The sequence below is a fragment of the Sulfurimonas sp. genome, assembly GCF_050296975.1.
Classification (GTDB): Bacteria; Campylobacterota; Campylobacteria; order Campylobacterales; family Sulfurimonadaceae; genus Sulfurimonas.
Genome location: NZ_JBNKRX010000039.1, coordinates 50,278 through 75,466 on the forward strand (window position 1 = coordinate 50,278; position 25,189 = coordinate 75,466).

26 protein-coding genes are annotated in these 25,189 nt (G+C 32.2%); 13 read left to right on the plus strand and 13 right to left on the minus strand.

The window, feature by feature from the left end:
• Positions 1-12 precede the first annotated feature (12 nt).
• The 3 genes from ACQY56_RS12555 (at position 13) to ACQY56_RS12565 (ending at position 1,538) form a co-directional block, all read left to right on the plus strand.
• On the plus strand, positions 13-651 hold the full coding sequence (locus ACQY56_RS12555; protein ID WP_428738445.1) for a type IV toxin-antitoxin system AbiEi family antitoxin domain-containing protein: 639 nt from the start codon (positions 13-15) through the stop codon (positions 649-651).
• A complete protein-coding gene (locus ACQY56_RS12560; protein ID WP_428738446.1) occupies positions 648-902 on the plus strand; it encodes a nucleotidyl transferase AbiEii/AbiGii toxin family protein in 255 nt (84 codons plus the stop codon). The genes ACQY56_RS12555 and ACQY56_RS12560 overlap by 4 nt, the downstream gene beginning before the upstream one ends.
• A gap of 153 nt (positions 903-1,055) precedes the next feature.
• Positions 1,056-1,538 (plus strand): nucleotidyl transferase AbiEii/AbiGii toxin family protein, encoded by a 483-nt coding sequence (locus ACQY56_RS12565; RefSeq protein ID WP_428738479.1) that lies wholly within the window; start codon positions 1,056-1,058, stop codon positions 1,536-1,538.
• On the opposite strand, the gene ACQY56_RS12570 is transcribed toward ACQY56_RS12565, so the two are convergent.
• From ACQY56_RS12570 to ACQY56_RS12600, 7 genes are all read right to left on the minus strand, one after another.
• Positions 1,528-1,824, minus strand: coding sequence for a hypothetical protein (locus tag ACQY56_RS12570; RefSeq protein WP_428738447.1), 297 nt, complete (start codon positions 1,822-1,824; stop codon positions 1,528-1,530). The genes ACQY56_RS12565 and ACQY56_RS12570 overlap by 11 nt on opposite strands.
• Positions 1,825-1,842: 18 nt before the next feature.
• Positions 1,843-2,061, minus strand: coding sequence for a hypothetical protein (locus tag ACQY56_RS12575; protein ID WP_428738448.1), 219 nt, complete (start codon positions 2,059-2,061; stop codon positions 1,843-1,845).
• A gap of 12 nt (positions 2,062-2,073) precedes the next feature.
• A complete protein-coding gene (locus ACQY56_RS12580) occupies positions 2,074-2,637 on the minus strand; it encodes a DUF3592 domain-containing protein (protein ID WP_428738449.1) in 564 nt (187 codons plus the stop codon).
• 47 nt (positions 2,638-2,684) lie between these two features.
• Positions 2,685-3,233 (minus strand): hypothetical protein, encoded by a 549-nt coding sequence (locus tag ACQY56_RS12585; protein WP_428738450.1) that lies wholly within the window; start codon positions 3,231-3,233, stop codon positions 2,685-2,687.
• Positions 3,234-3,240: 7 nt separating this feature from the next.
• A complete protein-coding gene (locus ACQY56_RS12590) occupies positions 3,241-3,597 on the minus strand; it encodes a hypothetical protein (RefSeq protein WP_428738451.1) in 357 nt (118 codons plus the stop codon).
• Positions 3,598-3,879: 282 nt separating this feature from the next.
• On the minus strand, positions 3,880-4,374 hold the full coding sequence (locus ACQY56_RS12595; RefSeq protein ID WP_428738452.1) for a hypothetical protein: 495 nt from the start codon (positions 4,372-4,374) through the stop codon (positions 3,880-3,882).
• Positions 4,371-4,931 carry a hypothetical protein gene (locus ACQY56_RS12600; RefSeq protein ID WP_428738453.1) on the minus strand — a complete coding sequence of 187 codons (561 nt, stop codon included), beginning with the start codon at positions 4,929-4,931 and terminating at the stop codon, positions 4,371-4,373. The genes ACQY56_RS12595 and ACQY56_RS12600 overlap by 4 nt, the downstream gene beginning before the upstream one ends.
• Before the next feature lie 555 nt (positions 4,932-5,486).
• Here ACQY56_RS12600 and ACQY56_RS12605 point away from each other — a divergent pair.
• Positions 5,487-6,278 (plus strand): EI24 domain-containing protein, encoded by a 792-nt coding sequence (locus tag ACQY56_RS12605; RefSeq protein WP_428738455.1) that lies wholly within the window; start codon positions 5,487-5,489, stop codon positions 6,276-6,278.
• Here the strand turns inward: ACQY56_RS12605 and ACQY56_RS12610 are convergent.
• Positions 6,275-8,356 carry an ATP-dependent helicase gene (locus ACQY56_RS12610; RefSeq protein WP_428738456.1) on the minus strand — a complete coding sequence of 694 codons (2,082 nt, stop codon included), beginning with the start codon at positions 8,354-8,356 and terminating at the stop codon, positions 6,275-6,277. The genes ACQY56_RS12605 and ACQY56_RS12610 overlap by 4 nt on opposite strands.
• Positions 8,357-8,489: 133 nt before the next feature.
• Here ACQY56_RS12610 and ACQY56_RS12615 point away from each other — a divergent pair, with 133 nt between their 5' ends.
• The 5 genes from ACQY56_RS12615 to ACQY56_RS12635 are packed head-to-tail and all read left to right on the plus strand — an operon-like array spanning position 8,490 to position 13,244.
• Positions 8,490-9,575: an ABC transporter permease gene (locus ACQY56_RS12615; RefSeq protein ID WP_428738457.1), complete on the plus strand. Its 1,086-nt coding sequence runs from the start codon at positions 8,490-8,492 to the stop codon at positions 9,573-9,575.
• The gene (locus ACQY56_RS12620) at positions 9,572-10,210 is read left to right on the plus strand and encodes an ABC transporter ATP-binding protein (protein WP_428738458.1); all 639 of its coding nucleotides are present in this window, start codon (positions 9,572-9,574) and stop codon (positions 10,208-10,210) included. Before ACQY56_RS12615 ends, ACQY56_RS12620 begins: the two co-directional genes overlap by 4 nt.
• Complete coding sequence (locus tag ACQY56_RS12625; protein ID WP_428738459.1) at positions 10,185-11,753, plus strand: hypothetical protein; 1,569 nt, start codon at positions 10,185-10,187, stop codon at positions 11,751-11,753. The genes ACQY56_RS12620 and ACQY56_RS12625 overlap by 26 nt, the downstream gene beginning before the upstream one ends.
• On the plus strand, positions 11,746-12,726 hold the full coding sequence (locus ACQY56_RS12630) for a hypothetical protein (protein WP_428738460.1): 981 nt from the start codon (positions 11,746-11,748) through the stop codon (positions 12,724-12,726). The genes ACQY56_RS12625 and ACQY56_RS12630 overlap by 8 nt, the downstream gene beginning before the upstream one ends.
• Positions 12,711-13,244 (plus strand): YceI family protein, encoded by a 534-nt coding sequence (locus ACQY56_RS12635; protein WP_428738461.1) that lies wholly within the window; start codon positions 12,711-12,713, stop codon positions 13,242-13,244. Before ACQY56_RS12630 ends, ACQY56_RS12635 begins: the two co-directional genes overlap by 16 nt.
• Here ACQY56_RS12635 and ACQY56_RS12640 read toward each other — a convergent pair.
• Positions 13,241-14,383 (minus strand): diguanylate cyclase, encoded by a 1,143-nt coding sequence (locus tag ACQY56_RS12640; protein WP_428738462.1) that lies wholly within the window; start codon positions 14,381-14,383, stop codon positions 13,241-13,243. The two genes, ACQY56_RS12635 and ACQY56_RS12640, sit on opposite strands and share 4 nt — an antisense overlap.
• A gap of 143 nt (positions 14,384-14,526) precedes the next feature.
• Between ACQY56_RS12640 and ACQY56_RS12645 the strand changes: the two genes are divergently transcribed.
• Genes ACQY56_RS12645 through ACQY56_RS12655 form a run of 3 tightly spaced genes read left to right on the plus strand, consistent with a single transcriptional unit; the run spans position 14,527 to position 20,642 of the window.
• On the plus strand, positions 14,527-17,154 hold the full coding sequence (locus ACQY56_RS12645) for a valine--tRNA ligase (protein ID WP_428738463.1): 2,628 nt from the start codon (positions 14,527-14,529) through the stop codon (positions 17,152-17,154).
• Between the two features lie 46 nt (positions 17,155-17,200).
• Complete coding sequence (locus tag ACQY56_RS12650) at positions 17,201-19,063, plus strand: diguanylate cyclase domain-containing protein (protein ID WP_428738464.1); 1,863 nt, start codon at positions 17,201-17,203, stop codon at positions 19,061-19,063.
• Between the two features lie 40 nt (positions 19,064-19,103).
• Positions 19,104-20,642, plus strand: coding sequence for a SulP family inorganic anion transporter (locus ACQY56_RS12655; RefSeq protein ID WP_428738465.1), 1,539 nt, complete (start codon positions 19,104-19,106; stop codon positions 20,640-20,642).
• On the opposite strand, the gene ACQY56_RS12660 is transcribed toward ACQY56_RS12655, so the two are convergent.
• The 3 genes from ACQY56_RS12660 to flgH all read right to left on the minus strand — a co-directional run bounded on the left by ACQY56_RS12660 (position 20,632) and on the right by flgH (position 24,101).
• Positions 20,632-21,903, minus strand: coding sequence for an EAL domain-containing protein (locus tag ACQY56_RS12660; protein ID WP_428738466.1), 1,272 nt, complete (start codon positions 21,901-21,903; stop codon positions 20,632-20,634). The two genes, ACQY56_RS12655 and ACQY56_RS12660, sit on opposite strands and share 11 nt — an antisense overlap.
• Positions 21,904-21,979: 76 nt before the next feature.
• On the minus strand, positions 21,980-23,392 hold the full coding sequence (locus tag ACQY56_RS12665) for a hypothetical protein (RefSeq protein ID WP_428738467.1): 1,413 nt from the start codon (positions 23,390-23,392) through the stop codon (positions 21,980-21,982).
• Positions 23,367-24,101 carry a flagellar basal body L-ring protein FlgH gene (flgH, locus tag ACQY56_RS12670; protein ID WP_428738468.1) on the minus strand — a complete coding sequence of 245 codons (735 nt, stop codon included), beginning with the start codon at positions 24,099-24,101 and terminating at the stop codon, positions 23,367-23,369. Before flgH ends, ACQY56_RS12665 begins: the two co-directional genes overlap by 26 nt.
• Positions 24,102-24,169: 68 nt before the next feature.
• Here flgH and ACQY56_RS12675 point away from each other — a divergent pair, with 68 nt between their 5' ends.
• Complete coding sequence (locus ACQY56_RS12675) at positions 24,170-24,613, plus strand: GatB/YqeY domain-containing protein (protein WP_428738469.1); 444 nt, start codon at positions 24,170-24,172, stop codon at positions 24,611-24,613.
• On the opposite strand, the gene ACQY56_RS12680 is transcribed toward ACQY56_RS12675, so the two are convergent.
• Positions 24,610-25,182: a cytochrome b/b6 domain-containing protein gene (locus ACQY56_RS12680; protein WP_428738470.1), complete on the minus strand. Its 573-nt coding sequence runs from the start codon at positions 25,180-25,182 to the stop codon at positions 24,610-24,612. The genes ACQY56_RS12675 and ACQY56_RS12680 overlap by 4 nt on opposite strands.
• Positions 25,183-25,189: the final 7 nt, after the last annotated feature.

Below are 25,189 nucleotides of genomic sequence, written 5' to 3' on the forward strand. Positions count from 1 at the left end.
ATACTCTTCTTTATGAAAACTATAGAGATTCAAAACAATTTATCGTTATCAATTTTTTCGCATGAGATGCTTTATGCTTTATTAGAAAAGTCAATTAGCAATGTTAATGATAAAATTTCAAATCTTGTAAAGAATGGTGAGCTTTTACGTCTAAAAAAAGGGTTTTACACCTTTTCTAAAACTTATCTTGAAAGGCCACTTGATCTAATTAATGTTGCTAATGCACTCTATGCTCCATCTTACGTTTCTTTTGATTATGCTCTTAGTTATTATGGTATGATTCCTGAACGAGTTAACGAGGTCACATCTGCTACAAGTAAAAACGAGAAACTATATGAAACTCCAGTGGGAAGATTTAGCTATAAAAAAGTTCCACTACAAGCTTACTCCTTAGGAGTTGACTGGATTTATGATGAAAAAGATGGTGGAAAATTTATAGCAACGCCTGAAAAAGCTTTATGTGACAAAATACGCTACGATAGAGGTATCGGTACACTTACTCAAAATTCGATGATACAATACCTCAAATATGATCTGCGACTTGATATTATAAATCCTTTAGATACTTCACTTATAGAGGAGATAGCAACGGCTTATAGATCAAAAAATCTAAAAACTCTCTCTCAAGTACTAAAGAAAGGAAAAATATGACACATCCAGCACTTATGAAGATGTTAGAACAATATGACCTTTCTAATTCTAATACTAGCTTTGATGCACTTAGAGAGATACTACAAGAGATCATACTTCTTGGACTTTATGATGCAGGTTTTTTCAAACACGCTGCTTTTTACGGTGGAACAGCTCTTAGAATACTACATAATCTTCCAAGATTTTCAGAAGATTTAGATTTCTCACTTCTTGAAAACAATCCAAAATTTAATCTCAAACCATACGAATAAGCGATCATCTTTACTTTAAAATCATTTGGTTTTGAGGTAACTATAGAGATAAAAGAGAAAAATAGCGCTACTACCATAGTTTCAGCTTTTGTAAAAGGCAACACGATCGAACACTTAATCAATATAAATGTTCCAAAAGATATAACCAATAAAATCCACAGAGACCAAGCTGTCAAAATAAAGTTAGAAGTAGATACAAACCCTTCATTGGATTTTGAGCTAGAGAATGTTATACGTTTAATTCCCCGAGCATTTTCAATAAACGCTTTTACTCTTGGCTCTTTATATGCTGGAAAAATGCACGCTATACTTTGTCGTGCATGGAGTAGCAGACCCAAAGGACGTGATTGGTATGATCTTGTCTGGTACATAGCAAACAATGTAGAACTTGATATAAAACATCTAAAAGCAAGACTCACGCAAAGCTGTAAATATTTAGAAGCTAATGGAATAAAGATACCAGATGAACTTACAAAACAAAATATTAAAGAACTACTTTTACAGAGGATAGAAAGCCTTGATGTAACAAAAGCAAAAAACGATGTACAACCGTTTATAAAAGACATAAAAGAGATAGAACTTTGGTCAAAAGAGTTTTTTATAGCAGTTGTTGAGAATATAAAAATTAAGGTTTAAAAAACACCCTATAGAGTACAGCATAAAACAATACTAATATTCCAAGAAAAAATATACTACCAAGTTTTTCACTTTTGTTCATTTTAGGATTGAACTTGGCTTGAGTAGTTTGTTGTAAAAATAGTAGTAAATCTTTTATATCTTTACTAGCAAACGTAAAATTATCCAACAAAATCACTTTTTCATCATTACGTACAGAGAGCATACCCAATCTGTACGTTATAGTATGCACCTCATCTAAATTAATACATATAGTTTTTTCACTAAAAAATGTAGATTTGTACATACAAACTTTTTGCTCATCTTAATTAATTGTTTTTTGTTCAAAAAGCTCATAAGCGATCATTATATTTGCTACTATTGATGATATGCCAAAATATTCAAAAGAAAATATATAATCTAAAAAGTCTATCTCAGTGGATAAATACATATACTTGATTGAGATGATGATGTAAAATGCACAATAGATTAAAAAAATACGTTTAAGCAAAATAGTTGTTTTTAATTTTGAAAATGTTTTCATTACTTTTTCCTTCTATTTCACCAAATCGTAAGTACTTACTAAAAATGCTATCATTCCAATAATCCCAATTATATACACTTGTAAAATATAACTATTCGACAATCCTTTTACAAGTATAGACTCCGAAGGATTTTTGGGATTATAGTATAACTGTAGTGTTTTAGTTTTTGGATTTTTCCTTACAAGCTCTTTTGCCAACTCTAAAAATGTTTCATGAAAATAATAATCTTTATTTACGATACTCAAAACATTAGAAAAATATTTTTCTCCTTCAACAGTATATGTATACTCACAATAAGTTTGTACTACTTTTGTGGAATTTCTACTAAAATTATTGATTTTAAATTTCTTAAACTGGTATGTACTATAATTTCCTTCTATAAGCACCCAATTTTTAGACTTGCTATCAAGATAAAAATAGTATGCAAATATATTTATATTCACTATCCCTACTACAAAGGCAACTAAGTAGGACTCTGGTATTATGACACTACAAGCGACTAAAATGCTTGAAAAGAAAATCCAAAAACTTTTTTTATCATAAACTATTTCTAACTTGTCATCTTCGTATATCATTTAAATTAAAACTCCTATTATATTGCTCTTTTTCTTGATTATCCATTTTAAATTACCTTTATAACTACTTGAATAATACTAATGATGATAGTAATGATTGCCAAAACAACTCCACCTTTATAGATGGGAGCACTTTTAAATGCCATGTCTCTAAAAACTACAGACTCTTCTGGGTTATCTGGATTTACATAAATTCCTTTGTTTATTGTATATTTTATATTTTGTGTAAATTGATAACTTTCAAAAAGATCTTGTGTCATCGAATCTCTTGGATAAAAAGAGATATTTTGCCCTATATATTTTTGAGAATTATAAGTATATGTATAAAGACAATCTGGTACATATATATAACTCTCAGGTGAATAATTATAAATCTTTTTCAATGTATTCCATTTGATAAGCTTAGCGTCACATTTAACCCAGTTTTTCATACTATCAAACTTTTTGATCTTTATATAACAATACCAAAAAACTGCTCCAGCAAAAAATATAGATAAAAGAGGTAGTTGTAAAAATAAACTTACCACACTTGCCGCATACACTAACCCTAAGAAAAAAAATTCTTTATCTGAAATTGATTCTAGTTTTTCTTGCATTATTTTCCTAAAATACTATTTGTTTAGCAGTAAGGACAAAACGAATAATTGAAAATGCAAAATAAAAACTTCCTATATACACACTCATTTTAATACTCTTTTTAAAGACTTTTTGTAGAATAAAAAAAATAATGATTGGTACTAAAAAAAGATTTATCCACATGAAAAGACCTACTAATATTTGTGTTGAAAAAAATATTGTAGAGATATACCCACTCATTACTCCAAATCCTATATATACAGAAAAAACGATATAGTGATTTTGTTCAGATTCATTTTCTAGAATATCTCCCATGCTATTGATCCCTATCCAAACAACCAACGCTAAAACTGCAATAGCTATTGATAAAAAAGTTGCTTCCAAAAAATTTCCTTTATATTATCTTACTTATCAACCATGAGATGCTTATTCCATAAATTATAACTACCAATTTACACTGTGTATCGTACCAATATAATCTCCAAAAAGTTCTTTTTTTGAGAGGTGAACGCAAACGTTGACATTTATTCCATATTGGTATTGACAGTAAAGATGCCAACATTATCAATACTACAGCTTGAATCGACATAGTAAAAAGTTGTAAGATTATAAATACAGCAATTATAAAAAGCACTATTCCAATGATTATGATGTCAAGCATACAATTTACTCACCTTTATGATTTCTTTTTGAAGAACATATTGAAAAAGTAACATAAAACAAATGATGATTTAGCATAAAAGTTCCTATAAATACCATTGCTACACACATAAAACAAACAAAGAATGTTTCCATCATAGTAGTATCTATCCAAATAAATTCAAAAATATTGCCAATTATTGCAACTATAAAATAACTTCCAATGATCCAAAAATGCATACGCATTAGTTTTGATATCATATTATCTGTAGCGATATTTATACTCTTCTTTTTACAAATTTCTTGCTTAACTTTTTTAGAACGAAACATATACGCTAGACCAATTAAATATGGCAATATAAAAAAATTAAAACTATTACTAACTACCATAAGAAGAGGTGATAATCTTTGATCAAAAAACCCATAAACAATTATTGCAAAAAAAATACTCCAAAAGAATATCACATATAAAATCTCAATTTCTTGAACAAGCTTCGTTGTTTTTCTTTTTTTAGATTTCATTCATAACCTTCTAATTTTTCATACCCTTTATAGTTCAAACATATTTTTGAAATTGTCACATACACATTAACAATTGCTCCAACTTTGATATTTTGAGTAGTTTTTTTAGATAAAGGTATATCCAATTTATCTAAAAAATCATTCTCTTGTAAATCAAAAACTATATGAGGATTATCAGCGTGTTTAATGTAATATATATCTTGAATAGTAGCTTTAATGCTAATTGATTTTTTATCTGTTATTGAGGGTAGAAGAAAATCTATAGTTGCTGGAAAAAAATAAAATGAAAACACAGGTATAGAATAAAGAAAGAATAAATAAAAATACCATCCTTGTTTTTTTTTAGTTTTTTGTATCTCTGTTCTATAGATATTGAGAAATAAAATACCAAACAAAATAGTTGTCATCATAGAAGATACAACCCAATAATTTTTTATAAAAAAATGACATGTTGCTTTATATAAAAATAAAAAAAACAAACTAGCAAGCACTGCGCTCAAAATTGTATTGAAAAACTCTCTATCATTTTCAAAGTCTTGATTTTCATAAGGATTCATATATATTTCTTTAATATATTATATTTATTACTTTTGTATCTATGTGATTGTTCCATCTTCATCCTCTATATTATGATATTTTAGATTTCTGACATTTCAATGGAATAAATAAATACACAACATAAAAACTTAATACCAAAAGCATAAATAAACTAGCGATATATTCTGCAACATATTCATAGTTAAAAAAATATTCATAAGCTAAATCATAAAAATAAAATAGAGGGATTAGTGCTATGATATATTTGTTGTTATTTGTAGCAGATAAAATCGAACTTTTACATTTTAGACATATTTTATCAGGCTCATCTTCATTAAACTTTTTTACTTTAAAATTTAAAACCTGCCCTAAATAATCTCTCAAAGAAAATGTTTCATTACAACAAGGACACTTTCTATTGTACATTATTAACTACCTACTTCCTTCATATAGATTTTATAAATATGTTATTTTTAGTTTAAACATACTTTACCTAAGAATTATTTAAACAGCCATTAATACACGCTTTTGTTATAATACACCATTCAAACTATAAAATATTCCTCGGAGAAACCATGAATAACGAAAACAATATCTTAGCACTGAGTATAAAAGACCTTTTTACATCTAAAATGATTAAGTACTCAATACTTCCATTTGTACTTTCTATGTTAATTTTATACATTTTATTTTTTGTTGCAGCTGGGATTGGCTTAGAACAATTAGATTCAAGTATGCATGTTGAATCAACGCAAACAACTCTAGAAAATGGCATCCCTCATACAGAAAGTTTTTCAGCGGTTTTAAAAAATACTGCGATCATAAAGTTTTTAATGAGTAGTGCCGTTACTTCTTGGATAGCAACATTTTTAGTTTATACGATCGGCTCTGTTTTGATGCTGTATTTTTCTATATTTGTAGCACTTTTAGTGATCGGTTTTATGACACATATGATCTTACAAGAGTTACGTCAAAGGCATTACCCAGATGTTGAACTCATTGGACATTCAAACTTTTTAGAGGGGATACTTTTAACATTAAAATGGGTACTTATTATGTTTGTGCTTTTTATGGTATTTATCCCGCTTTATTTTATACCAGTGCTAAACATCGTAGCTTTTAATTTTCCACTCTATTACTTTTTCCACAAAATGATGATTTATGATGTATCATCAACTATTTGTACAAAAGAGGAAGCTTTTAGGATCAAAGCACAATATGGGAATACTTTGCGTCTTAAAACACTTATTTTGTATCTTATTTCGCTCATACCATTTGTGATCTTTTTTGCGACCGTATTTTACGTGATCTATTTAGGGCACAGTTACTTTTTAGAGGTGAGAAGTATGAGGGCTATAAAACACTAGTCCTCTTCTTTTTTCTCCTCTTTCATAACCATCTCACGATATCCTTCATCTTTAGGGACAAGTCCAGCTTCATATACAAACTGTGAAGGTAAAAAGTTCTGTTTTTTGATCTTGTCATACTTTGCAAAACTAAGGTAGAGTATATCTTTTGCACGTGTTACCGCTACGTAAAAAAGCCGTCGTTCTTCATCAAGGCTTCCACCACGAACCATCAGTTTACGGTTTGGAAAACGTCCATCCATCAGATCAACTACATATACCTCTTTGTACTCTAAACCTTTAGAAGCGTGTACACTTAACAAGTTTACACCCTCACCTTGGCTTAGATCAGATGAGCCAAGTATCATCGCATTTAAAAAACGTTCATGTTCATTGTATGGTTGCGATAATTCCTCAAGCAGTTTCATTTTACGCTCAATTCTAATGAGCGATTCATTTTTTTGGTTTTCATCAACACTGCCATCTTTAAGTGTCGCTCTTTTTGTTGAAAGTAGGTCTGCAATGTATTTGAAAAAATCTGATGCTGCTATTTTTCGCACGATTGTTTTTGGTTGTTTTATCCCTTTTAGATCGCGAAATAAAACATAAAAATTATGTAAAAATGTAGCTGATTCTTTTGTGAGTTTTGGGTGTTTTAGCACTGGATTTTTCATAAATTTTGGCTCAAACCCTAGTTTTGCATATTTTCCTACAGCACCAAGTTCTAAAAAGTCATCAAAGAGTCCAAGTTGATGGTTAAGTTTCCGTTTTTCAAAAGGATTACTCATCGATTCATCAGGTGCATAGAGCCCATAAAACATACTCCCCTGCCCTAAATTTTTCAGTGCTGTATAGATCTCTTTTGCCATGGCACTTCCAATTCCTCTAGCAAACTCAAATATATGAATAAATGCCATCATATCCGCTTCATTAACAAGTAAAGTGTAGAGATCAAGTACCGCCTTTACCTCTTGGGAGTCGAAAAAACTGGTACCCCCTTTACGTTTACAGGAGATATCTAACTCTCGAAGTGCTACTTCGATCCCATCGGCCGATGAGTTATTTCTAAAAATAACTGCTATATCAGTTCGTGGTGTAGTTGTTTTAGAGATCATATCTGCTACACCGTGATACTGGTCAAACAACTCATCATACGCTAAAAGTTTTGGAGGGATGTTTATGTCTGTTCTAGTTACTTCCAACTTTTTAGGATAAATTCTCTCATTGTGCTCGATCACCTTATTTGCCAAAGACAAAATTGGCACTGAGGAGCGGTAGTTTTTGTTGAGTGTATGCACAATTGCATCGGGGTATTTTTTTGTAAATGAACCAATGATCGTAATATCCGCACCGTTAAAAGCATAGATACTTTGATCATAATCCCCTACACAAAAAAGTGAAGGCGGGTTCATAGCATCGATCAGAGTTCCTTGCAGAGCATTTGTATCTTGGTACTCATCGACAAGCACTTCCTTGTAGCCTAAGTGATGTTCTTTACACATTGCACGAAATTGTAAGAGAAGATCATTAAAATTTAAAAAGCCGTACTCTCTTTTTAATTTCTCAAATTCATCAACAATATCTGCATAGATCATTGCATAGAGTTCATGCTCGGGATAGTTGTTTTTGATCCAGGTTTCAAAATCTTCGTTAAGCTCCGTATTTTGGTAAAAAGAGTATAGATCATACAAATAGTTTCCCCCATACACTTGCGCTTCAGCATCAATATGTCCAAAAGATCGTTTCTCAAACACTGATCGAAAAAGTGTTTTTAACTCACGCTGCTGTTTTAAAACAACACGTTTATCTTTTTTCTTAAGCCATCGGTAACTTACCGCATGAAAAGTTCCAGCGTCTATTTTTGAAGCAACATTTTTACCAAAAAACTCTGCTACACGACCAACCATCTCAGCGGCAGCTTTGTTTGTAAAAGTAAGTAGTAGTATCTCATTTGGTTGTACTCCACTATTTAAAAGATAGGCTATTCTTCCAACAATCGTAGAAGTTTTTCCAGTCCCTGCTGAAGCGATAATAAGGTTTTTTGATTCAGTGGAGGTTGCAGCTTTATACTGCTCTTCATTTAAACGCGAAAGTGCCAAAGAGTTCCTTGAATTTTTTCGCAATTATACTTCTATCTCAATGATATTCTTCTTATGTAGATTTGAAAATTAAATCTTCATGAACTCTTCATCTTGCTATAATATAATCAATCATTATTATTTAGGAGAAAATATGTCACTTGTGACAGTGTTAAAAGCTATAAAGTCAAATAAGATAAAAACTTCACTTATTTATTTGAGTCTTGTAGTGACTATTATCTCCATATTTCTCATCACATCTATCTCTCATGGCATCATCTCTATGTATTCAAATATGCTAAAAAGTGATGGAGATATTATTGTCACACAAGCGAAAATATCAGATACTTTTTTTAGTAATGTTAACAAAAACCTCATCCCAAAAATCAGTGCTATCAAAGATGTAAAACAAGTATCTGCACTGATCGTTGGAGCTAGTCCAGTTGACAAGCTTCCTATTGTAGCTATTTATGGGGCTTCAAAGAATATGTTTGATCGATACAAACTGCTTCAAGGTAATTATCCACAAGAAAACCAAGTTATTATAGGTAACTCTATTTACGAGCAATTATCAAACAAAAATGAGATAAATATTGCCAATAAAACTTTTGTAATCAGTGGAGTTTTTAGTAGCGATATAGGATTTGAAAATGGTGGTGTTGTGATGAACTTGGATGATGCAGGGGAGATTTTTAATAAATCTGCTTCTATGCTTTTGATAGATACCGATCTCTCAAAAGATATCCAGCCTATTATCTCCAAGATTAAAGCTCTTAGTCAAAATATTGACGCAAAATCGACACAAAACTTTGTAGATAATTACAACCAGTTTAAAATCATCAATAAATCTTCACTGATCATCTCTCTTGTTGCTTTTATCATGGGGCTTATTGCTATTGCTTCAATTATGAGTGTAACCGTAATGCAACGACGTGACGAGTTTGGGATCATGAAAGCACTTGGAATATCATCGAAAAAAATTGTTTTTTCAATCATTTTAGAGGGTGTCATCATCGCTTTAGCTGCATTTTTTACAGCATATATCGTCTCAAACCTTGTTTTATATTTTATTCGTCATATCGATGCACTTCAAGGATATGTCAATGGTGAGATAACATTCACTCTTGCTTTATATGTGTTTTTAACTACTATTATTATGAGTATTTTAGGCTCACTTATACCTGTGTATACTGCACTTAAAGTTGATCCTGTGACACTTATTCAAAGAGGGAACTCATGATATTAGAAGCGAAAAATATTACCCATTTTTATGGCAATGAAAAAGCTCTTGATGATGTAAGTATCTTTATAAAAACTGGAGAGTTTGTCGCTATTGTTGGCAAAAGTGGTAGTGGAAAGTCTACTCTCATCTCGATACTTGCAACCCTTTTGAAACCTACAAATGCTAACATGACACTTTTAAATCATAAGAGTGAAGATATAAAAGATATTGACACATTTAGAAAAGAAAATATAGGGTTTATTTTTCAGTTTCACTATCTTATCAACTATTTAACTGTGTATGAAAACATTACACTAGCAGTAGACAAGATAGATAAAAATGAGGTCACAGAGCTTTTAAAATATCTTGAGATTTATGAGTTAAAAGACAAATACCCTTATGAGATTTCTGGAGGACAAAGACAAAGAGTTGCCATTGCAAGAGCACTTGTAAACAAACCAAAAATTATCTTTGCAGATGAACCAACAGGAAATTTAGACTCACAAAATTCAGACAATGTTTTTAAACTTTTGCAAAAAATTGCGCGTGAGAATGGTGTAAGCATAGTAGTAACTACCCACGACTTAGATTTAGCAAAAAAAGCAGATACTATATATGAGATGAGCGATGGACATATTTCAAACTACAATTAAAAAACACTTTTATATCTCTATGATATTTTTTGTCATAGGGCTTAGTTTTGGATTTTATTATTCTATAAATCTTTTAGGGATTGTAATTAACTCGCAGATGCTAAACCCTGCAAATGTACGCTCAGTTCATATCTCACTTATGTTGTATGGATTTATCCCTTTAATGCTATCGTATCTCCCTTTTTTACTTTTATATAAAGATTTGGGTATCAATACAAAAGCCTTACGATATTTAGAGATATACTCCATTTTTTGGTATACATTTTTAAGTGTGATGAGTATCTCATTGCTTATGGGAGTTACGCGTGGACTTGCCTTTTATGACTTTCACTATTCTCTCAATGGCATCTTGGCATTTGCAGGTCTGTTTTACATACTTGCACTCTATGAGTACATCAAAGAGTATACACAAAAACCTTTATGGGTAAAAGTGAGTTTATGGATAGTAGTTGCTGCACCATTTGTACTACTTTTTTTAATGAACCCTGTTGTTGGTCAAGTAGAGTCAACCGTATCTGGTCCACATGGAGATAACACCTTAGGGATGAGTTTTGCACTTATCCCAATCTACTACCTTATCTTTAAACTTCTCTCCACAAATGAGTTTAAAGCAAGATGGCATATACTTTGGATTATTCCTGGAGCTTTTTATGTACTTTCTGTTATGTATAGGATGTTTATAGGGCATCTGACTTACGATCAGGAGTGGTTTTTTCAGTGGCTTACTTTTTTATATGTACCGTTACTCATTCGATGGTACAAGGATGCACAAATTCCAAAAACTTCTAAAACACTATTGCTTATCTCAATAGTTGGGTTTTTATTTGTAGATATAGAGGGCAATATCCTCTTCATTGAATCTATCCGCTGGGTATTTCACAGAAATGATCTTGTAGTTGCCCATGCACATATAGCTATGGGTGTAGGAGTGTTGTTGATGACACTGAGTATGTACGCAAATATCATAGAAAAACTCCAAAAACCTTTTTTTGTACGCCATTATCTTTATGGAATGTTTGGCATTTTTATCGCACTTTCACTAAACGGATTTGTTGAGGCTGGATACTTTCACTTTGATAGTACAATTTTATGGAGTATACGAAGTATTTCTGGAATCTTCATAATATCTTCATTTTTCTATTTTATAGTTATACATACTCAGTTATCTAAGTTGCAACTCTACAATGTCATAGGGCTACTTAGTGATGGCTTTGGCGGTATTTTACTTATCTTGGTCGCTAATTGGCTCTATCCACTCCTTGGTTTTTCATTTAGTGGGACATATGAGTATATTGTTTTTGGATTTGTTACAACAACAGGGTTATTGCACTATTTTGCTCTAAAAAAGGAAAACTCTGAACAATTTACACTTGCAACTGCGATTATTAGATTTTTTGTAAGTGGTATATTTTTAGCACTTTTTTTAGCTGGTAAACTTGGTTTGATAGCTTTAGGAATTTTTGGTTTTGATTTTATATATGCTTCAATATTTTTTATTTGGTTTTATCAGCCAAAATATATGTTAAAGGAAAAAAATGTTTAATATTTCTCTCATCCTTTTTATATTTGCAGAACTAAGTTTTTATCTTTTAATCGCTCAAACAGGGATAGTAGAAGTTTTTCATTCAGATATACAAACAATTATCTATCTCCCTATTGGTGGAGTTTTAGGCACTTTTTTCATCTCTTATATCAAATTCAAAAAAGAGTATATAACATTTGCTCTACTCGCTTTACAACTGGCAATTACACTTTTTTATCCGCATCTATCATCAGTTATGCTGTTTTTATTAGGCTTAGCAGTTGGAGGTATCTCTCCTATCGTTATTGATACACTCAAAAAAGCCACTCTTGTAGATTTGTTGTTTTCATTAGCTGCTTCATATACACTTGGAACTTTTTTATTTACATCTGATCCATCACATAGAATGCTCCTTGGAATTATCTTAACCTCTTTAGCAATTGTTAGTTACGTTTTTCAAATGAATACACAAGTAAAAATATACAAAAGTTTTTACTCTTACCCACTCTATATGATGGTTTTATGGGTGTTTTTAGACTCTTCATTATTTGAATCACTTTCAAGAGACAGTGTGACTTCTATTTGGAGAGATGGGTATACTATTGAGATTATTTTATTTCACATTTTAGGGGTACTTGCAGCACTTTTTATACAACTGGAATATTATAAAAAGTCATTGCTCATTACCATTCTTTTCTCGTTTTCATATCTTTTTTATTTTACTAACGAATCACTCATTTTAAGCATAGTTTATCCTTTTGTTATTTCGTATTACAACATAGTGATTTTACAAAGTTTAGTTAAAATAAAAAGTTTTAAAACCATAAGTTTGTTTATGGTGTTTATAGGTTGGGGAGCATCGGGAGCTGGGCTTATGGTGGCAACACAGCATCTAGTCTCTTATGTGCCAATAATTCTGAGTCTCTTACTCATACGTGATATTTTAAGAGAAGTTTATCTTACAAAAGGAGCACTATCATGGCAAAAAGATTAATGTTTCTAATGGTTCTTCCATTGGTTTTATTTGGAGGAAATTTAACTCTAAAAGATGGAACTATAAAAGCACATACAGAAGTCTTTGGAGATTCTGAAATTGAACCTGCTGTTACAAAGATAACAGCCAATTTAAGTATGGATGAAAATAATTTAGAATCTATCTCTGGAGATATCTCTTTTAACATTATCGATTTTATCTCTTCAAGTAGTGGACGTGATGAGCATATGCAAGAGATGTTTGAAATGGAAAAATATCCAGCCATTTCACTATCAATTGTAAAAATTGTAAAAGAAAAAGACAACTATGTTATATACGGAACTATGCATGTGCACGGTATAAGCAATTCACTTCAAATTCCAGTTACTATCGCTGAAAACAATCAAACAATTTCAATGCATTCAGATTTTCAAGTCAAAGTTACAGATTACGGTATGGAACCACCATCATTACTCTTTATGGATGTAAGAAATGAGGTCGATATCAACGCAACTTTAAACTTTAATGTAACAAACTAAGCAAGGATACTTACCTTATCATCTCCAACAATGCAGTTTCGACCCTGAGCTTTTGCTTCGTATAGGGCTTGATCTGCAATTTTATAAACTTTATCAAAATCTTCTACTGAAAACTCATTAATAATTGCTACTCCAAAAGACGCTGTTAAAACTTTATTTATCCCTTTTGGATGTTCAAGCCCAAGGTCTTCTATGGATTGTTTTGCATTTTGAAGACTTTGTTGTATTTTTGTCAAATCATTTGCAATAATTAAACCACAAAACTCTTCTCCACCAAGTCTAAAAACATGATCAACCTCGCGTTTAAAAATATTGTGCGTCAAAGTCCATGCAATTTTTTTAAGTACAGTATCTCCTGCAATATGTCCATATGTATCGTTATACTGTTTGAAAAAATCAAGATCAAAAACATAAAAAGCAAAATAACTATTATGTTTTTTTGCTTTTTCAAACAAAACACTAAACTGCTTTGTTAAGTATCTTCGATTATATAATTTTGTAAGTGGATCAGTGATAGAAAATGTCTCTAATTGTTCTATATACTGTTGCTCTTTTTCGCGATTTTTTGCTAATTGTTCAGATGCTTTTTCAAAGCTTACTTCAAAAAAATACAAAATAATAGTAATCCCTATACTAGCTATAAACAATCTCCAAAAACTTGCATTGTTCCATAACCCATCTTGCCAAATTCCAATCCCTTGATAAGAGATAAGAAAAACAACTAAATAAAAAATTGCAGAAACGTATATCCCTTTTTTACTTCCATTGATAAAAATTGCAAATACAGGAAAAAAAACAGACCATATAAGTGTAAAATTTTTGCCTTGACCAAAATAAACGATACCTACCATAAAAACAAAAACTAAAGCGGTTGTCGCGAATGCTGCACGATTTATATTTTGTGAAATCCGTAGATCAAAATAACCTATCACTATCATTACAAATCCAACAAGATCTATAAAACCTAAAAGTATATTATTTAGAGCAAAGTTGTATATTGAAAATATAAGTGAAATTATCCCTGTAATAATCAATAAAATATTTATCATTACAACTTTTCTCAGTTCAGAAGAGTACTCTGAAAACTGCATATTTGAAAAAAACAATGTCTCATACAATTTTGTTTTTTCTAAATCCATAAATTACCTCTTAATGAAACTATTATAGCACAAACTTGTTGACTCTTTGTACCTTTTTATAATCCTTCCCTCTCTAAGCAAATCCTCACCTATATTTAGATATAATCGCGAAATTATTTTACAGAGTGTAAGAGGCTAGAAGAATGTCAGAAAACAAATACAACCCCCAAGAAACAGAAAACAAATACTATAAAATTTGGGAAGAGCGTGGATACTTTGAGGTAGATGGAAACAAAGATATCCAAGAAAAAGATAAAAATTTTGCAATCATGATGCCACCACCAAATGTCACAGGGCGCTTACACATTGGTCACGCACTTACATTTACACTTCAAGATATCATCACGCGTTACAAAAGAATGGATGGGTTTAAAACATTATGGCAACCAGGAACAGATCACGCTGGTATTGCCACTCAAAACGTAGTAGAGAAACAACTTTTAGCCGAAGGTACTACTAAAGAAGCCATTGGTCGTGAAGCATTTTTGGAACGTGCTTGGAAATGGAAAGAAGAATCTGCGGGAATTATGACTACTCAACTTCGTAAAATGGGAGTAAGTCCAGCTTGGGAACGTGAGCGTTTTACGATGGATGAGGGTCTACAAAAATCTGTAAAAGAGGCTTTCGTACACCTTTACAATAAAGGCTTAATTGTTCGTGGAAACTATATGGTTAACTGGTGTACACACGATGGTGCACTCTCAGATATCGAAGTTGAATACGAAGATCATGATGGTAAGTTTTACCATATCAAGTACCCGTTTGCAGATGGCAGCGGATTTGTTGAAGTTGCGACTACTCGTCCAGAGACATATTTTGGCGATACTGCAGTAATGGTGCACCCTGAAGATGAGCGTTATAAAAACCTCATCGGAAAAAAAGTAAAACTTCCTTTAATGGACCGCGAAGTAGCAATTATTGCTGATGAACATGTTGATATGGAGTTTGGAACGGGCGTTGTAAAAGTAACACCTGCTCACGATCAGAATGACTATGAAGTTGGAAAACGTCACGATCTAGAATTTATCACTGTATTTGATGAAAAAGGTATTTTAAACGAATATGCAGGAGAGTTCCAAGGACTAGAACGTTTAGAGTCTCGTGATGTGATTGTAAAACGTCTTGAAGAGGAAGGGTTTATGATCAAAATCGAAGATCATAAACATCAAGTTGGTCATTGTTACAGATGTAAAAATGTAGTTGAGCCATATATCTCAAAACAATGGTTTGTAAGAAGTGAAGTAGCGGACAAATCGATCGAGAAAACAAACAACGGCGAAGCAAAATTCTTCCCTCCACACTGGATCAATTCCTATAACTCTTGGATGGGTGATTTAAGAGATTGGTGTATCTCACGTCAGCTTTGGTGGGGGCACCAAATTCCTGTATTTTACTGCGATGAGTGTGATCATGAGTTTGCTTCACAAGAGGATCAACCAACAGCTTGTCCAAAATGTGCATCTAAAAATATCACACAAGATCCAGATGTTTTAGATACTTGGTTTAGTTCAGCCCTTTGGCCTTTTTCAACTTTAGGCTGGGGAAATGGCGATGCTGAGATGGATAAACTATTTCAATCAGATGACTTAAAAGAGTTCTATCCAAATACACTTCTTATCACTGGTTTTGACATCCTTTTCTTCTGGGTAGCAAGAATGATGATGATGGGTGAGAGTTTTATGGGTGAGCTTCCATTTAACCACATCTATCTTCATGCACTTGTTCGTGATGAGCATGGACAAAAGATGTCAAAATCAAAAGGAAATGTAATTGATCCTCTTGATATGGTTAATGAGTTCTCAGCTGATATTTTACGTTTTACGTTAGCAATTTCTGCTGCGCAAGGGCGTGACATTAGAATGAGTACACAAAAGTTAGAGATCAATCGTAACTTTACGAACAAACTTTACAATGCAGCGAAATTTTTACAGATGAATGTAGATACTTTCCCTGATCTCGGAGGCTTTTGCCTAAATACTCCACTTGGAAAATATATGGCTTCACGCCTTAATGTTGCAACAAAAGAGGTGCGCTCGGCTATGGATGAGTATAAGTTTAATGACGCGGCAACAGTTCTTTATAGATTTATTTGGAATGAGTTTTGTGACTGGGGAATTGAGCTAAGTAAAGCAGACAAAACTTCGATCGTAGAACTCGGTGCGATCTTTAAAGAGGCTATGAAACTGCTTCATCCGTTTATGCCGTTCATTACAGAACACCTTTACCACCAACTAAGCGGAACTACACTTGAAGAATCTGACTCGATTATGATCAAAAAGTATCCGTTTAAAATAAAACAGCGCAAAGAGGAAGAGACATTTAACATCATTATGGATGCGATCGTATCTATCCGTCGTGCTAAAGTTTTAGTTGATATGGCAAACCAGAAGATCGAAAAAGCTTTTGTTAAAGTTGATGGACTAAGTGAAGAAGACAAAACAATGATGCTGCCGTTCATTGCAAAACTTGCAAAAGTTGAGAGTGTTGCATTTACAGATTCAAAAATCGAAAATGGTGTAAGTGATATCTCTGATAAATGTGAAACATTTATTCCAACTGATAGCATTGATCTAACACCAATTATAAACAAACTTACAAAGCAAAGTGAAAAGCTTGATAAAGAGATCGCTAAACTTTCAGGTATGTTAAATAATGAGCGTTTTGTAGCAAATGCACCTGAAGATGTTTTAGCTAAAAATCGTGAAGCACTTGCAGAAGCTGAAGATAAAAAAACAAAGGTTGTAGAGCAGTTAAACGCTTTAAATAACTAAAAATTATAACTGGGATTTTCTGTGCATTTATGCTATAATCCTAGCTATGCATTTTAACATTAAGATTTTTAAGTCTAAAATTTTTCTTATCTTTTTAGTACCAACCATCTCTATTGTCTATTTTACATTTTATTTTGTAAAACTTACAAATGCCAATATAGAAGCTATATCTACACAAAAGTATAATATTGAGCTAGTAGAAAAAATTGTCGATGTTATTCATGCTTTACAAATAGAACGAATCAATACATTAAAGTATTTAGCAACTCCTAGAGATAAAATCTTAAAAAAGAGGCTTCTTACATCCTCTGAACAAACAGATAACTATATAACTGCTATGGAGCTGTTTGAACATAACAAAGATTTAGAATTGCGGAACGTTTCAACTCTACGAGAAAATGTTTTAAAGCATCACCTCTCTTTTGAAAAAGCAACAACCTCTTATACTCGTTTCAATACAAACCTAATCAATAAAATAAAATACCTTCTTCCAAAACTTGATCAAGCACGTTATGATGCCCTATTTTTAATAAATTTAGAACTTTTCAAAGAAAATGCTGAACTTGAACGCTCTTGTATATACTATGAACTTCTTACTAATATGTCTAGTGGCATGTGTAAAGAAAAATTAGGTTATTATCAAAATGAGCAAAAGAAAAAACAAGAAGATCTTTTAGTTTATTCCTCTGATCTTTCCCTTAATGCTTATTCAAAATCTTTTGATATAGAGGAAGAACAAGAGGTAGAAAAACTTCGAAAACTTTATAAAAAAGGGCAACTCACCAAAAAAGATGCTCAACAATGGCTTGATGCAACAACAAATAGAATCGATATCTATCAAACAAGTGCACATAAAGTTTTAGATAATTTTATAAAGCTTTTAAATACAAACTACACTAACACTGACAATTCACTCTATCTTGCAACGATATTTTGGGTAACTACTATCATAGCATCTATCTATTTTATTTATCTTATAGAGATACTTTTTAAAGACTATGAAAAACATGCAGAAGATTTAAAACTCTCATCCCATACACTCAATTCCCACGAGGGAGTTTTTATAACCGATAAAGATACTAATATCATTAAAGTGAACAATGGTTTTGAGCGAATTACAGGCTATTCAAGTAAAGAAGTTATAGGGCAAAAAGTTAATATTTTAAAATCAAGTACTCACTCTGAAGCTTTTTATCAAACTCTATGGAACTCTTTAAATTCAACTGGAACATGGAGTGGTGAAATTTTCAATAAAAGAAAAGATGGAGAGATTTATGCACAACGACTTTCTATCTCTAGTATCAAAGATAAAAAAGGGGAGATCAAAAATTATGTTGGTCATATCTTTGATATTTCAGAACTAAAAAAGGCACAAGAAGAAGCACTCTATCAAGCTACGCATGATTTCCTTACAGACTTAACAAATAGAAACTTCTTACTCACAAGAATGAAAGAAGAATTAGGAAGATCAAGACGTCATGATCTCAAAAATGCCTTTATGTTCATCGATCTTGATCATTTTAAAAGTATTAACGATACTTATGGGCATCATATTGGTGATAAACTCCTACAACATGTTGCTGATATTATCAAAAATTCAGTAAGAGAGTGTGATATAGTAGCTCGTATTAGTGGTGATGAATTTGCGGTAGTACTACTAGATATAGACTTAAATTCTCAAAAATCGGATGAAACTATTTCACTTATAGCAGATAAAATTTTAACACGATTAAATAATGAAATTATTATTGAAAACAACAAACTCAAAATAGGATCAAGCATAGGTATTCGAATATTTCCTTTGAATGATGTTGATAATGAAGACCAAATCATTAAAGACGCTGATCATGCAATGTATTTGGCAAAAAACAATGGTAGGAACCGCTTCGTAATCTTTACTCAAAGTTAACTTCGATATAATTCCAAACATAAAATATGTAGGGAAACTCTTGTTTGATATAAAAAAATACACTTCACACAATATAAAAAATGACATCTTATCTGGCTTAGTTGTAGCTGTAGCTTTAGTACCTGAAGCGATAGCTTTTAGTTTTATAGCCGAAGTTAGCCCAATCGTTGGTTTATATACAGCCTTTATCCTTGGATTTATCACTGCTATTATAGGTGGAAAGCCTGGGATGATCAGTGGTGCTACTGGAAGTGTTGCAGTTGTTATCATAGGTTTGGTTTTAGAAGTGGATGCGATGCTTGAAGCTCTTGAAATTGGTGGAGATGCTCTGTACTTTCAAGTACTGAATTACGTTCTTTTAGCTACTATCCTTGCAGGTATTATCCAAGTTGTAGTGGGTGTTTTTAAACTTGGAAAATTTATTCGTTTGGTTCCTCAACCTGCACTTTATGGTTTTGTAAATGGTTTAGCAATTGTTATTGCGATGGCTCAATTTAAATTCTTTGACAATCAAGGCATTGCAATGTATGTCATCGTTTTTATAACTATGCTCATTATGTACATTTTACCGAAGTATACAAAAGCTATCCCATCAGGTTTGATTGCTATAGTACTTCTTACAGTTATAGTTTATTTTGCACATATCAATACACTTACAGTTGGAAACTTAGCAAATCTTTCAGAGTTTAAAGGGCAATTACCACATCTTATAATTCCAGAAACTCTTTTTAGCCTCGATGCCATTATTTTAGTACTTCCTTATGCAGTTATCATGGCTTTAGTTGGTCTCATTGAATCACTTTTAACATTAGCAGTTTTAGATGAGATGAGTGGTGAGCGTGGAAGTGGGAACCAAGAGTGTATAGCTTTAGGGGCTGGAAATGTAGCATGTGGATTTTTTGGAGGTATGGCTGGGTGTGCTATGATCGGTCAATCAATCATCAACTACACTTCAGGAGGACTCGGACGTCTTTCATCATTTACTGCTGCAGTTGGTCTTTTAATCCTTGTTATCTCTTTGACAGATGTGCTAAATATCATCCCTGTAGGTGTGCTTGTTGGAATTATGTTTATGGTAAGTATCGGTACATTTGAATGGTCGAGTTTTTCTCATTTTAAACATATGCCTCGTTCTGATCTTTTTGTGATGCTTGCAGTTACAATCATCACTGTATTTGAAGATTTAGCTGTTGCAGTAATTGCAGGTGTAATTATCTCTGCACTTGTTTTTGCTTGGAAACATGCTCGTATCTGGGCGAATACACATACTGAAGCAGATGGAACAAAAGTATATTTGTTAGAGGGTCCTTTGTTTTTTGGAAGTGCTACAACTTTTTCAGATAACTTCACAATTGATCAAGACCCACCAAAAGTTGTCATAGACTTTAAAAATGCGAAAGTGCTGGATTTTTCTGGTGTTGAGGCTATTGATAGTTTAGTAAAAAAATATGAAGATTCAGGACGAAACTTACTACTTCGCCACCTTAGTGCAGATTGTAAAAAGATTTTGAAAAAAGCTGGTCCACATTGTACCTATGAAGAGGATGACCCAACTTATAAAGTAGCTATCAACTACTAAAAAACTTTTCTAAAGAGCTTTCAATAAGCTCTTGTTGTGGTTCACCTATAAAATATCCTTGTGAACATTTTATCCCATACTCTCTAACCTTTTTAAAGACTGCTTCATTATGAACATATTCAGCTACAATATCAATATCACACAAAACACAAAAATCTACAATAGACTGCACAACCACTTGACTTTTCCAATTTTGATCTAAATCTCTAATAAATAAGCCATCAATCTTTACATAATCGGGTTTAAAATCTACTAAACGAGCAAAATTGGAGTTTTCCACACCAAAATCATCCAATGCCACTTGGAAACCTTTTTGTCTTAATGAGTTTATCTGAGAAAGCATATGTGGTTCTGTTAATGTTGTAATATCCTCTAATATCTCTAAAATCACTCTTGAAGGGGCAATATTATGTTTTTTGCATCGCTCAAGTAAAAGATTTTCCAAATACCCTAAATTGATATCATCTGAGGTGATATTAATTGAAAAAGAATACTCGGTATTTTCAAACTTAGCAAAAGCTGTAGTGATAACAAAACGTGTAATAAGCTCTAATATCCCTGTTACTTTACACGCGTACATAAAATTGTCTGGTGTGATGTATGAGGAGCCATATGCAATTCTAATTAAACACTCATATTTCGTAATTTTGTCCATTTTATTATTAAATATTGGCTGGTAAAAAAGGACAAATTTTTCCTCTTCTATATACCTACGTACATTAGATATCCAGTCATTGTTTTTTAACTGTGTTTTTATATATGTTGAATCTATATCAAAAAGTTTAAAAGAGTTTCTTTTGTATCTTCGCGCTTCTTTAAGTGCTAAATATGCATAATTAATGAGATTATATCCACTACCAGTATAAACACCTATACTAAAAAAAGTTTTTATAGCTGTCTCTTCATTATGAAAAATCTCTATATCATTAAAAAAAGAGATCACTATCTGGCACAACTCCTCTTTTTCAATTTTTAAGAGTGTGTAATCAGTTAAAAAAGCAAATTTATCACCATCAAAGCGAAATATTTCACCATGTGAAGGTTTAAGTTTTTGAAGATACTGTGTAATGTTTTTTAGAATTTGATCGCCAACTAAATAACCATAAATATTATTTATATTTGAAAAATGATCAATATCCAAAACAAACAAGGTATATTCATTATTTGTCTTAATATATTCTAATAACGCGTTCCTATTTTTTAGACCTGTAAGCTCATCTAAATAGTAGTCACATTCTTTTTTTGGTAGTTCAATTTTCATGGTGTCATAATAGCAAAAAAATATTTAAATTTTATGAATTGGTAACTTTCTATAAGAACAACTGCTGTGCTTCATATTATTTAAGTTTGAAAAAAGATTCCGGTTGAATATTTTTATATTTTGGCATATTTATTCCAACATTTGCATTTATGTATGTTGGATCGGCTATAACATATTTTCTTGAGCCTAGTTTTACATTATCTCCTTTTATTGGAACATATAAAGCTGTACTCATATGATCTTTATATTTCACCCCTACAACACCATAGTTAAAAAGTTTTTTGATCAATTTTGCGAAAAGTATAGCCCTATCCTCACAATCAGAATGATCGTAAAACAGAGTTTCTTCAGCAAACATCACTTTATCTTTTCCAAACTGATCATCATCTCGTTCATAGAGAAAAGATTTTTGAACAAAATGTAAAATAAAATTGATCCCGTTAGAAGCTTTTTTCCCATTAAGTTGTACGCGTAAAAAGTTTGCAAGTTGATCGTATACATAACTATCAAATGCGGCATTAAAATAAACATCATAATCCACTTGCGGGTATGTTTTCATAAAATCGATAAGGTTCTTATTGATATTGAAATCAACTTCATAATTGCCATCTACTGATGAAAACTTTAACTTTTTCAAAACAAGTTCTTGTGCAAAATTCGGGGCAGTTTCAAGTGAAAAATCAAGCTTTTTATTTGCCTCTGGATATTTTTTTTCATACGTGTAAAGTCTTCCTAAAGAGCTTGTACTACTTTGGTATGCAACAGCATAATAGTATTGCCCATCGATCTTATACCTTGGTGTAGCAAAAATAGTCTGCTTTGAATTATGCAGAAGTACTATATGATTTTTAACAAGTCCTATTTTTACATCATAGCCTAATTTTGAGAGAATAAACCAACGAAAAAGTTGCTCTTCATCAGGTTGTGTATAGATACTTTTTGAAAGCATTGCTACAAGCTGATACACACCCCAATCATTGAGTACCATCTGATCTGCTGTCTTTTTGATATCATACACAATGTGTTCATAATCACTTGAAGCCATCACACCAAAAAAAATGATAATTCCATTTTGATTTTTGGGATAAAACCGTACATTTTTGATCTTAGTATCAACATTAAAACCTATTGGTGTGCCAAAAAAATTAAGAGTTATATCTTTTTTAACTTGCTCTTGCTCTTTTTTTTGTGGTATCTCTGGGATAGTTATAGGTGATATATCTATCCTTGGACCTATATCTTTTGAAGGAGTTTCTTGTGTAGATTCGATATTTTTAGGTTTTGGCTTTTCAAAGAACTTAGGAGTAGTATATGCTTCATACTCCTTCCATTGCTCTTTTAGATACTTATTAAATTCTTGATCTTTTTGATCTTGAAATTTCTCAAAAGAGCCAACTTGTGTACGTTTAAAATCTGTAAAACTTTGAGCAGATACACCTAAAGGAAGTATAAATACAAGTAGACTAAAAAGGCCAAATTGCTTGAACAATTTTTGAACCCCAACCTCTGTTTCCTGCACGATCAACATCTCCCTCTGTTTTATAAAGTATTTTAGCATCGCTCATTTGACTTGAACTTATAGTATTTGTTTGATCTATATCGTATGGACGAATTACACCGCTTATTTGAATGATCTGTTTTTGCTCATCAACTAAAATTTCACGTTTCCCATGAATATAGTAGTTACCATTACTAAGTACTTTTACAATTCTAGCAGAAACAGTTGTGGAAAAGCTAGCATCTTTTGTAGCACTTCCTGAACCTGCATATGAACTCGTCGATCCTCCACTAAAACCGATGTCACTGATCCCGCTTAATCTTCCAGCAACACTCGATACAGAGCCATTTACATTTGAACCATTAGCACCTGTTGTAAAAGCTCCACCACCAAGTGCTAAAGAATCTGTTTCACTAAGAGCTTTTGAGCCTGTATTTGTACTTTGTGCAGTCTCAGAGATCACAACTGTTACGATATCATTGACATGCATCGCTTTATGATCTGAAAAGAGTGGATTTTCCCCTTGTCCAAATATACTTCCAGTTGAAGCAAAATCTTGTTTGTCCTCTTTTGGTGGCATCTGTTCTACATATGCCGGTGGTTCAAAGTCGATCTCTGGTTCTGTTAAATTTGCTGTACATCCGCTAAACACCAGAGCAGAAGCAAATAGTATAGAAGAAGTTAGAGTCGTTAATTTCATAGAGATGTTCCAAACTTATTTTGATTTAGATATAATTCTAGCAATTACAGTTCCATAAGGTATAAATTATGTCATTAAGAGAAACAATAAACCAAGATTTAAAAGAGGCTATGAAAGCTAAAGATGTGAAAAAAAGAGACGCTCTTCGTCTTTTAACATCTGCATTTAAACAGATAGAAGTAGATGAGAGAAAAGAGCTAAGTGATGACGATGTAATCAAGATCATCCAAAAACAGATCAAAAGCCGTAACGACTCAGCTGCTCAGTACAAAGAAGCAGATCGTCTTGATCTAATGGAAAAAGAGCTTGAAGAGATCGCTTGTTATGAGCCGTACCTGCCAAAACAATTAAGTGACGATGAATTAAGTGATGCACTTAAAACTATTATCACTAACGTTGGTGCACAATCTGTGAAAGATATGGGAAAAGTTATGGGTGCTGCAAGTAAAGAACTTGCAGGTCGTGCAGACGGTAAAAGAATTAACGAGTGTGTTAAGACACTTCTTTCTTAATTCTCTTTCCCGCTAATCATAGTAGAAACCAGACCTCTTTCACCTCTGTTTTCTGCTACAAATACACCAATTATATGTAATGGAGTAAAGTAGACTAGTACATAAGCCAGAAGTTCATGTATCTCTTTTATATCGTGTGCGAACTCTTTGCTTATGCCAATGCTTTCATAAAAATGGATCGCCAAACCGCTTATACTCATGAAAAACAACGTTGTATATACCACGTAGTAAGATACTCTTACCATCTTATGATGGATATCTAAAGAGCTAAAACTCTCTTTTTTACTAGAATCAAAGAAAAACAAAACTATTCTATAGATCATTAAAAATGCTAACGCATATCCAAATATAATATGCCATTCCCACATCCCAGCACGTATAGCTTTTGCTATTACCGCTGCTTGTTGAGAAGTTATTTCAACACCTATATCTGCAAGTTTTGTAACAATTATTTCCGAGTTTGTTTTCCACGAAAGAAATGTTTTACGCAAAAAAAAGGTTGCCAGCAAACCTAAAACAACTAATGCGTTTAACCAATGCCAAATTCTAAACTGTAATGTATACTTCATTTTTTAT

What these genes read in the sequence shown, in the direction of transcription:
- ACQY56_RS12615 (WP_428738457.1), top strand. Translation starts at nt 8,490, where the DNA reads ATGTCACTTGTGACAGTGTTAAAAGCTATAAAGTCAAATAAGATAAAA.
- ACQY56_RS12600 (WP_428738453.1), bottom strand. Translation starts at nt 4,931, where the DNA reads ATGAATCCTTATGAAAATCAAGACTTTGAAAATGATAGAGAGTTTTTC.
- ACQY56_RS12630 (WP_428738460.1), top strand. Translation starts at nt 11,746, where the DNA reads ATGTTTAATATTTCTCTCATCCTTTTTATATTTGCAGAACTAAGTTTT.
- ACQY56_RS12640 (WP_428738462.1), bottom strand. Translation starts at nt 14,383, where the DNA reads ATGGATTTAGAAAAAACAAAATTGTATGAGACATTGTTTTTTTCAAAT.
- ACQY56_RS12680 (WP_428738470.1), bottom strand. Translation starts at nt 25,182, where the DNA reads ATGAAGTATACATTACAGTTTAGAATTTGGCATTGGTTAAACGCATTA.
- ACQY56_RS12580 (WP_428738449.1), bottom strand. Translation starts at nt 2,637, where the DNA reads ATGATATACGAAGATGACAAGTTAGAAATAGTTTATGATAAAAAAAGT.
- ACQY56_RS12650 (WP_428738464.1), top strand. Translation starts at nt 17,201, where the DNA reads ATGCATTTTAACATTAAGATTTTTAAGTCTAAAATTTTTCTTATCTTT.
- ACQY56_RS12635 (WP_428738461.1), top strand. Translation starts at nt 12,711, where the DNA reads ATGGCAAAAAGATTAATGTTTCTAATGGTTCTTCCATTGGTTTTATTT.
- ACQY56_RS12675 (WP_428738469.1), top strand. Translation starts at nt 24,170, where the DNA reads ATGTCATTAAGAGAAACAATAAACCAAGATTTAAAAGAGGCTATGAAA.
- ACQY56_RS12585 (WP_428738450.1), bottom strand. Translation starts at nt 3,233, where the DNA reads ATGCAAGAAAAACTAGAATCAATTTCAGATAAAGAATTTTTTTTCTTA.
- ACQY56_RS12645 (WP_428738463.1), top strand. Translation starts at nt 14,527, where the DNA reads ATGTCAGAAAACAAATACAACCCCCAAGAAACAGAAAACAAATACTAT.
- ACQY56_RS12605 (WP_428738455.1), top strand. Translation starts at nt 5,487, where the DNA reads ATGAATAACGAAAACAATATCTTAGCACTGAGTATAAAAGACCTTTTT.
- ACQY56_RS12625 (WP_428738459.1), top strand. Translation starts at nt 10,185, where the DNA reads ATGGACATATTTCAAACTACAATTAAAAAACACTTTTATATCTCTATG.
- ACQY56_RS12560 (WP_428738446.1), top strand. Translation starts at nt 648, where the DNA reads ATGACACATCCAGCACTTATGAAGATGTTAGAACAATATGACCTTTCT.
- ACQY56_RS12570 (WP_428738447.1), bottom strand. Translation starts at nt 1,824, where the DNA reads ATGTACAAATCTACATTTTTTAGTGAAAAAACTATATGTATTAATTTA.
- ACQY56_RS12575 (WP_428738448.1), bottom strand. Translation starts at nt 2,061, where the DNA reads ATGAAAACATTTTCAAAATTAAAAACAACTATTTTGCTTAAACGTATT.
- flgH (WP_428738468.1), bottom strand. Translation starts at nt 24,101, where the DNA reads ATGAAATTAACGACTCTAACTTCTTCTATACTATTTGCTTCTGCTCTG.
- ACQY56_RS12555 (WP_428738445.1), top strand. Translation starts at nt 13, where the DNA reads ATGAAAACTATAGAGATTCAAAACAATTTATCGTTATCAATTTTTTCG.
- ACQY56_RS12660 (WP_428738466.1), bottom strand. Translation starts at nt 21,903, where the DNA reads ATGAAAATTGAACTACCAAAAAAAGAATGTGACTACTATTTAGATGAG.
- ACQY56_RS12595 (WP_428738452.1), bottom strand. Translation starts at nt 4,374, where the DNA reads ATGAAATCTAAAAAAAGAAAAACAACGAAGCTTGTTCAAGAAATTGAG.
- ACQY56_RS12620 (WP_428738458.1), top strand. Translation starts at nt 9,572, where the DNA reads ATGATATTAGAAGCGAAAAATATTACCCATTTTTATGGCAATGAAAAA.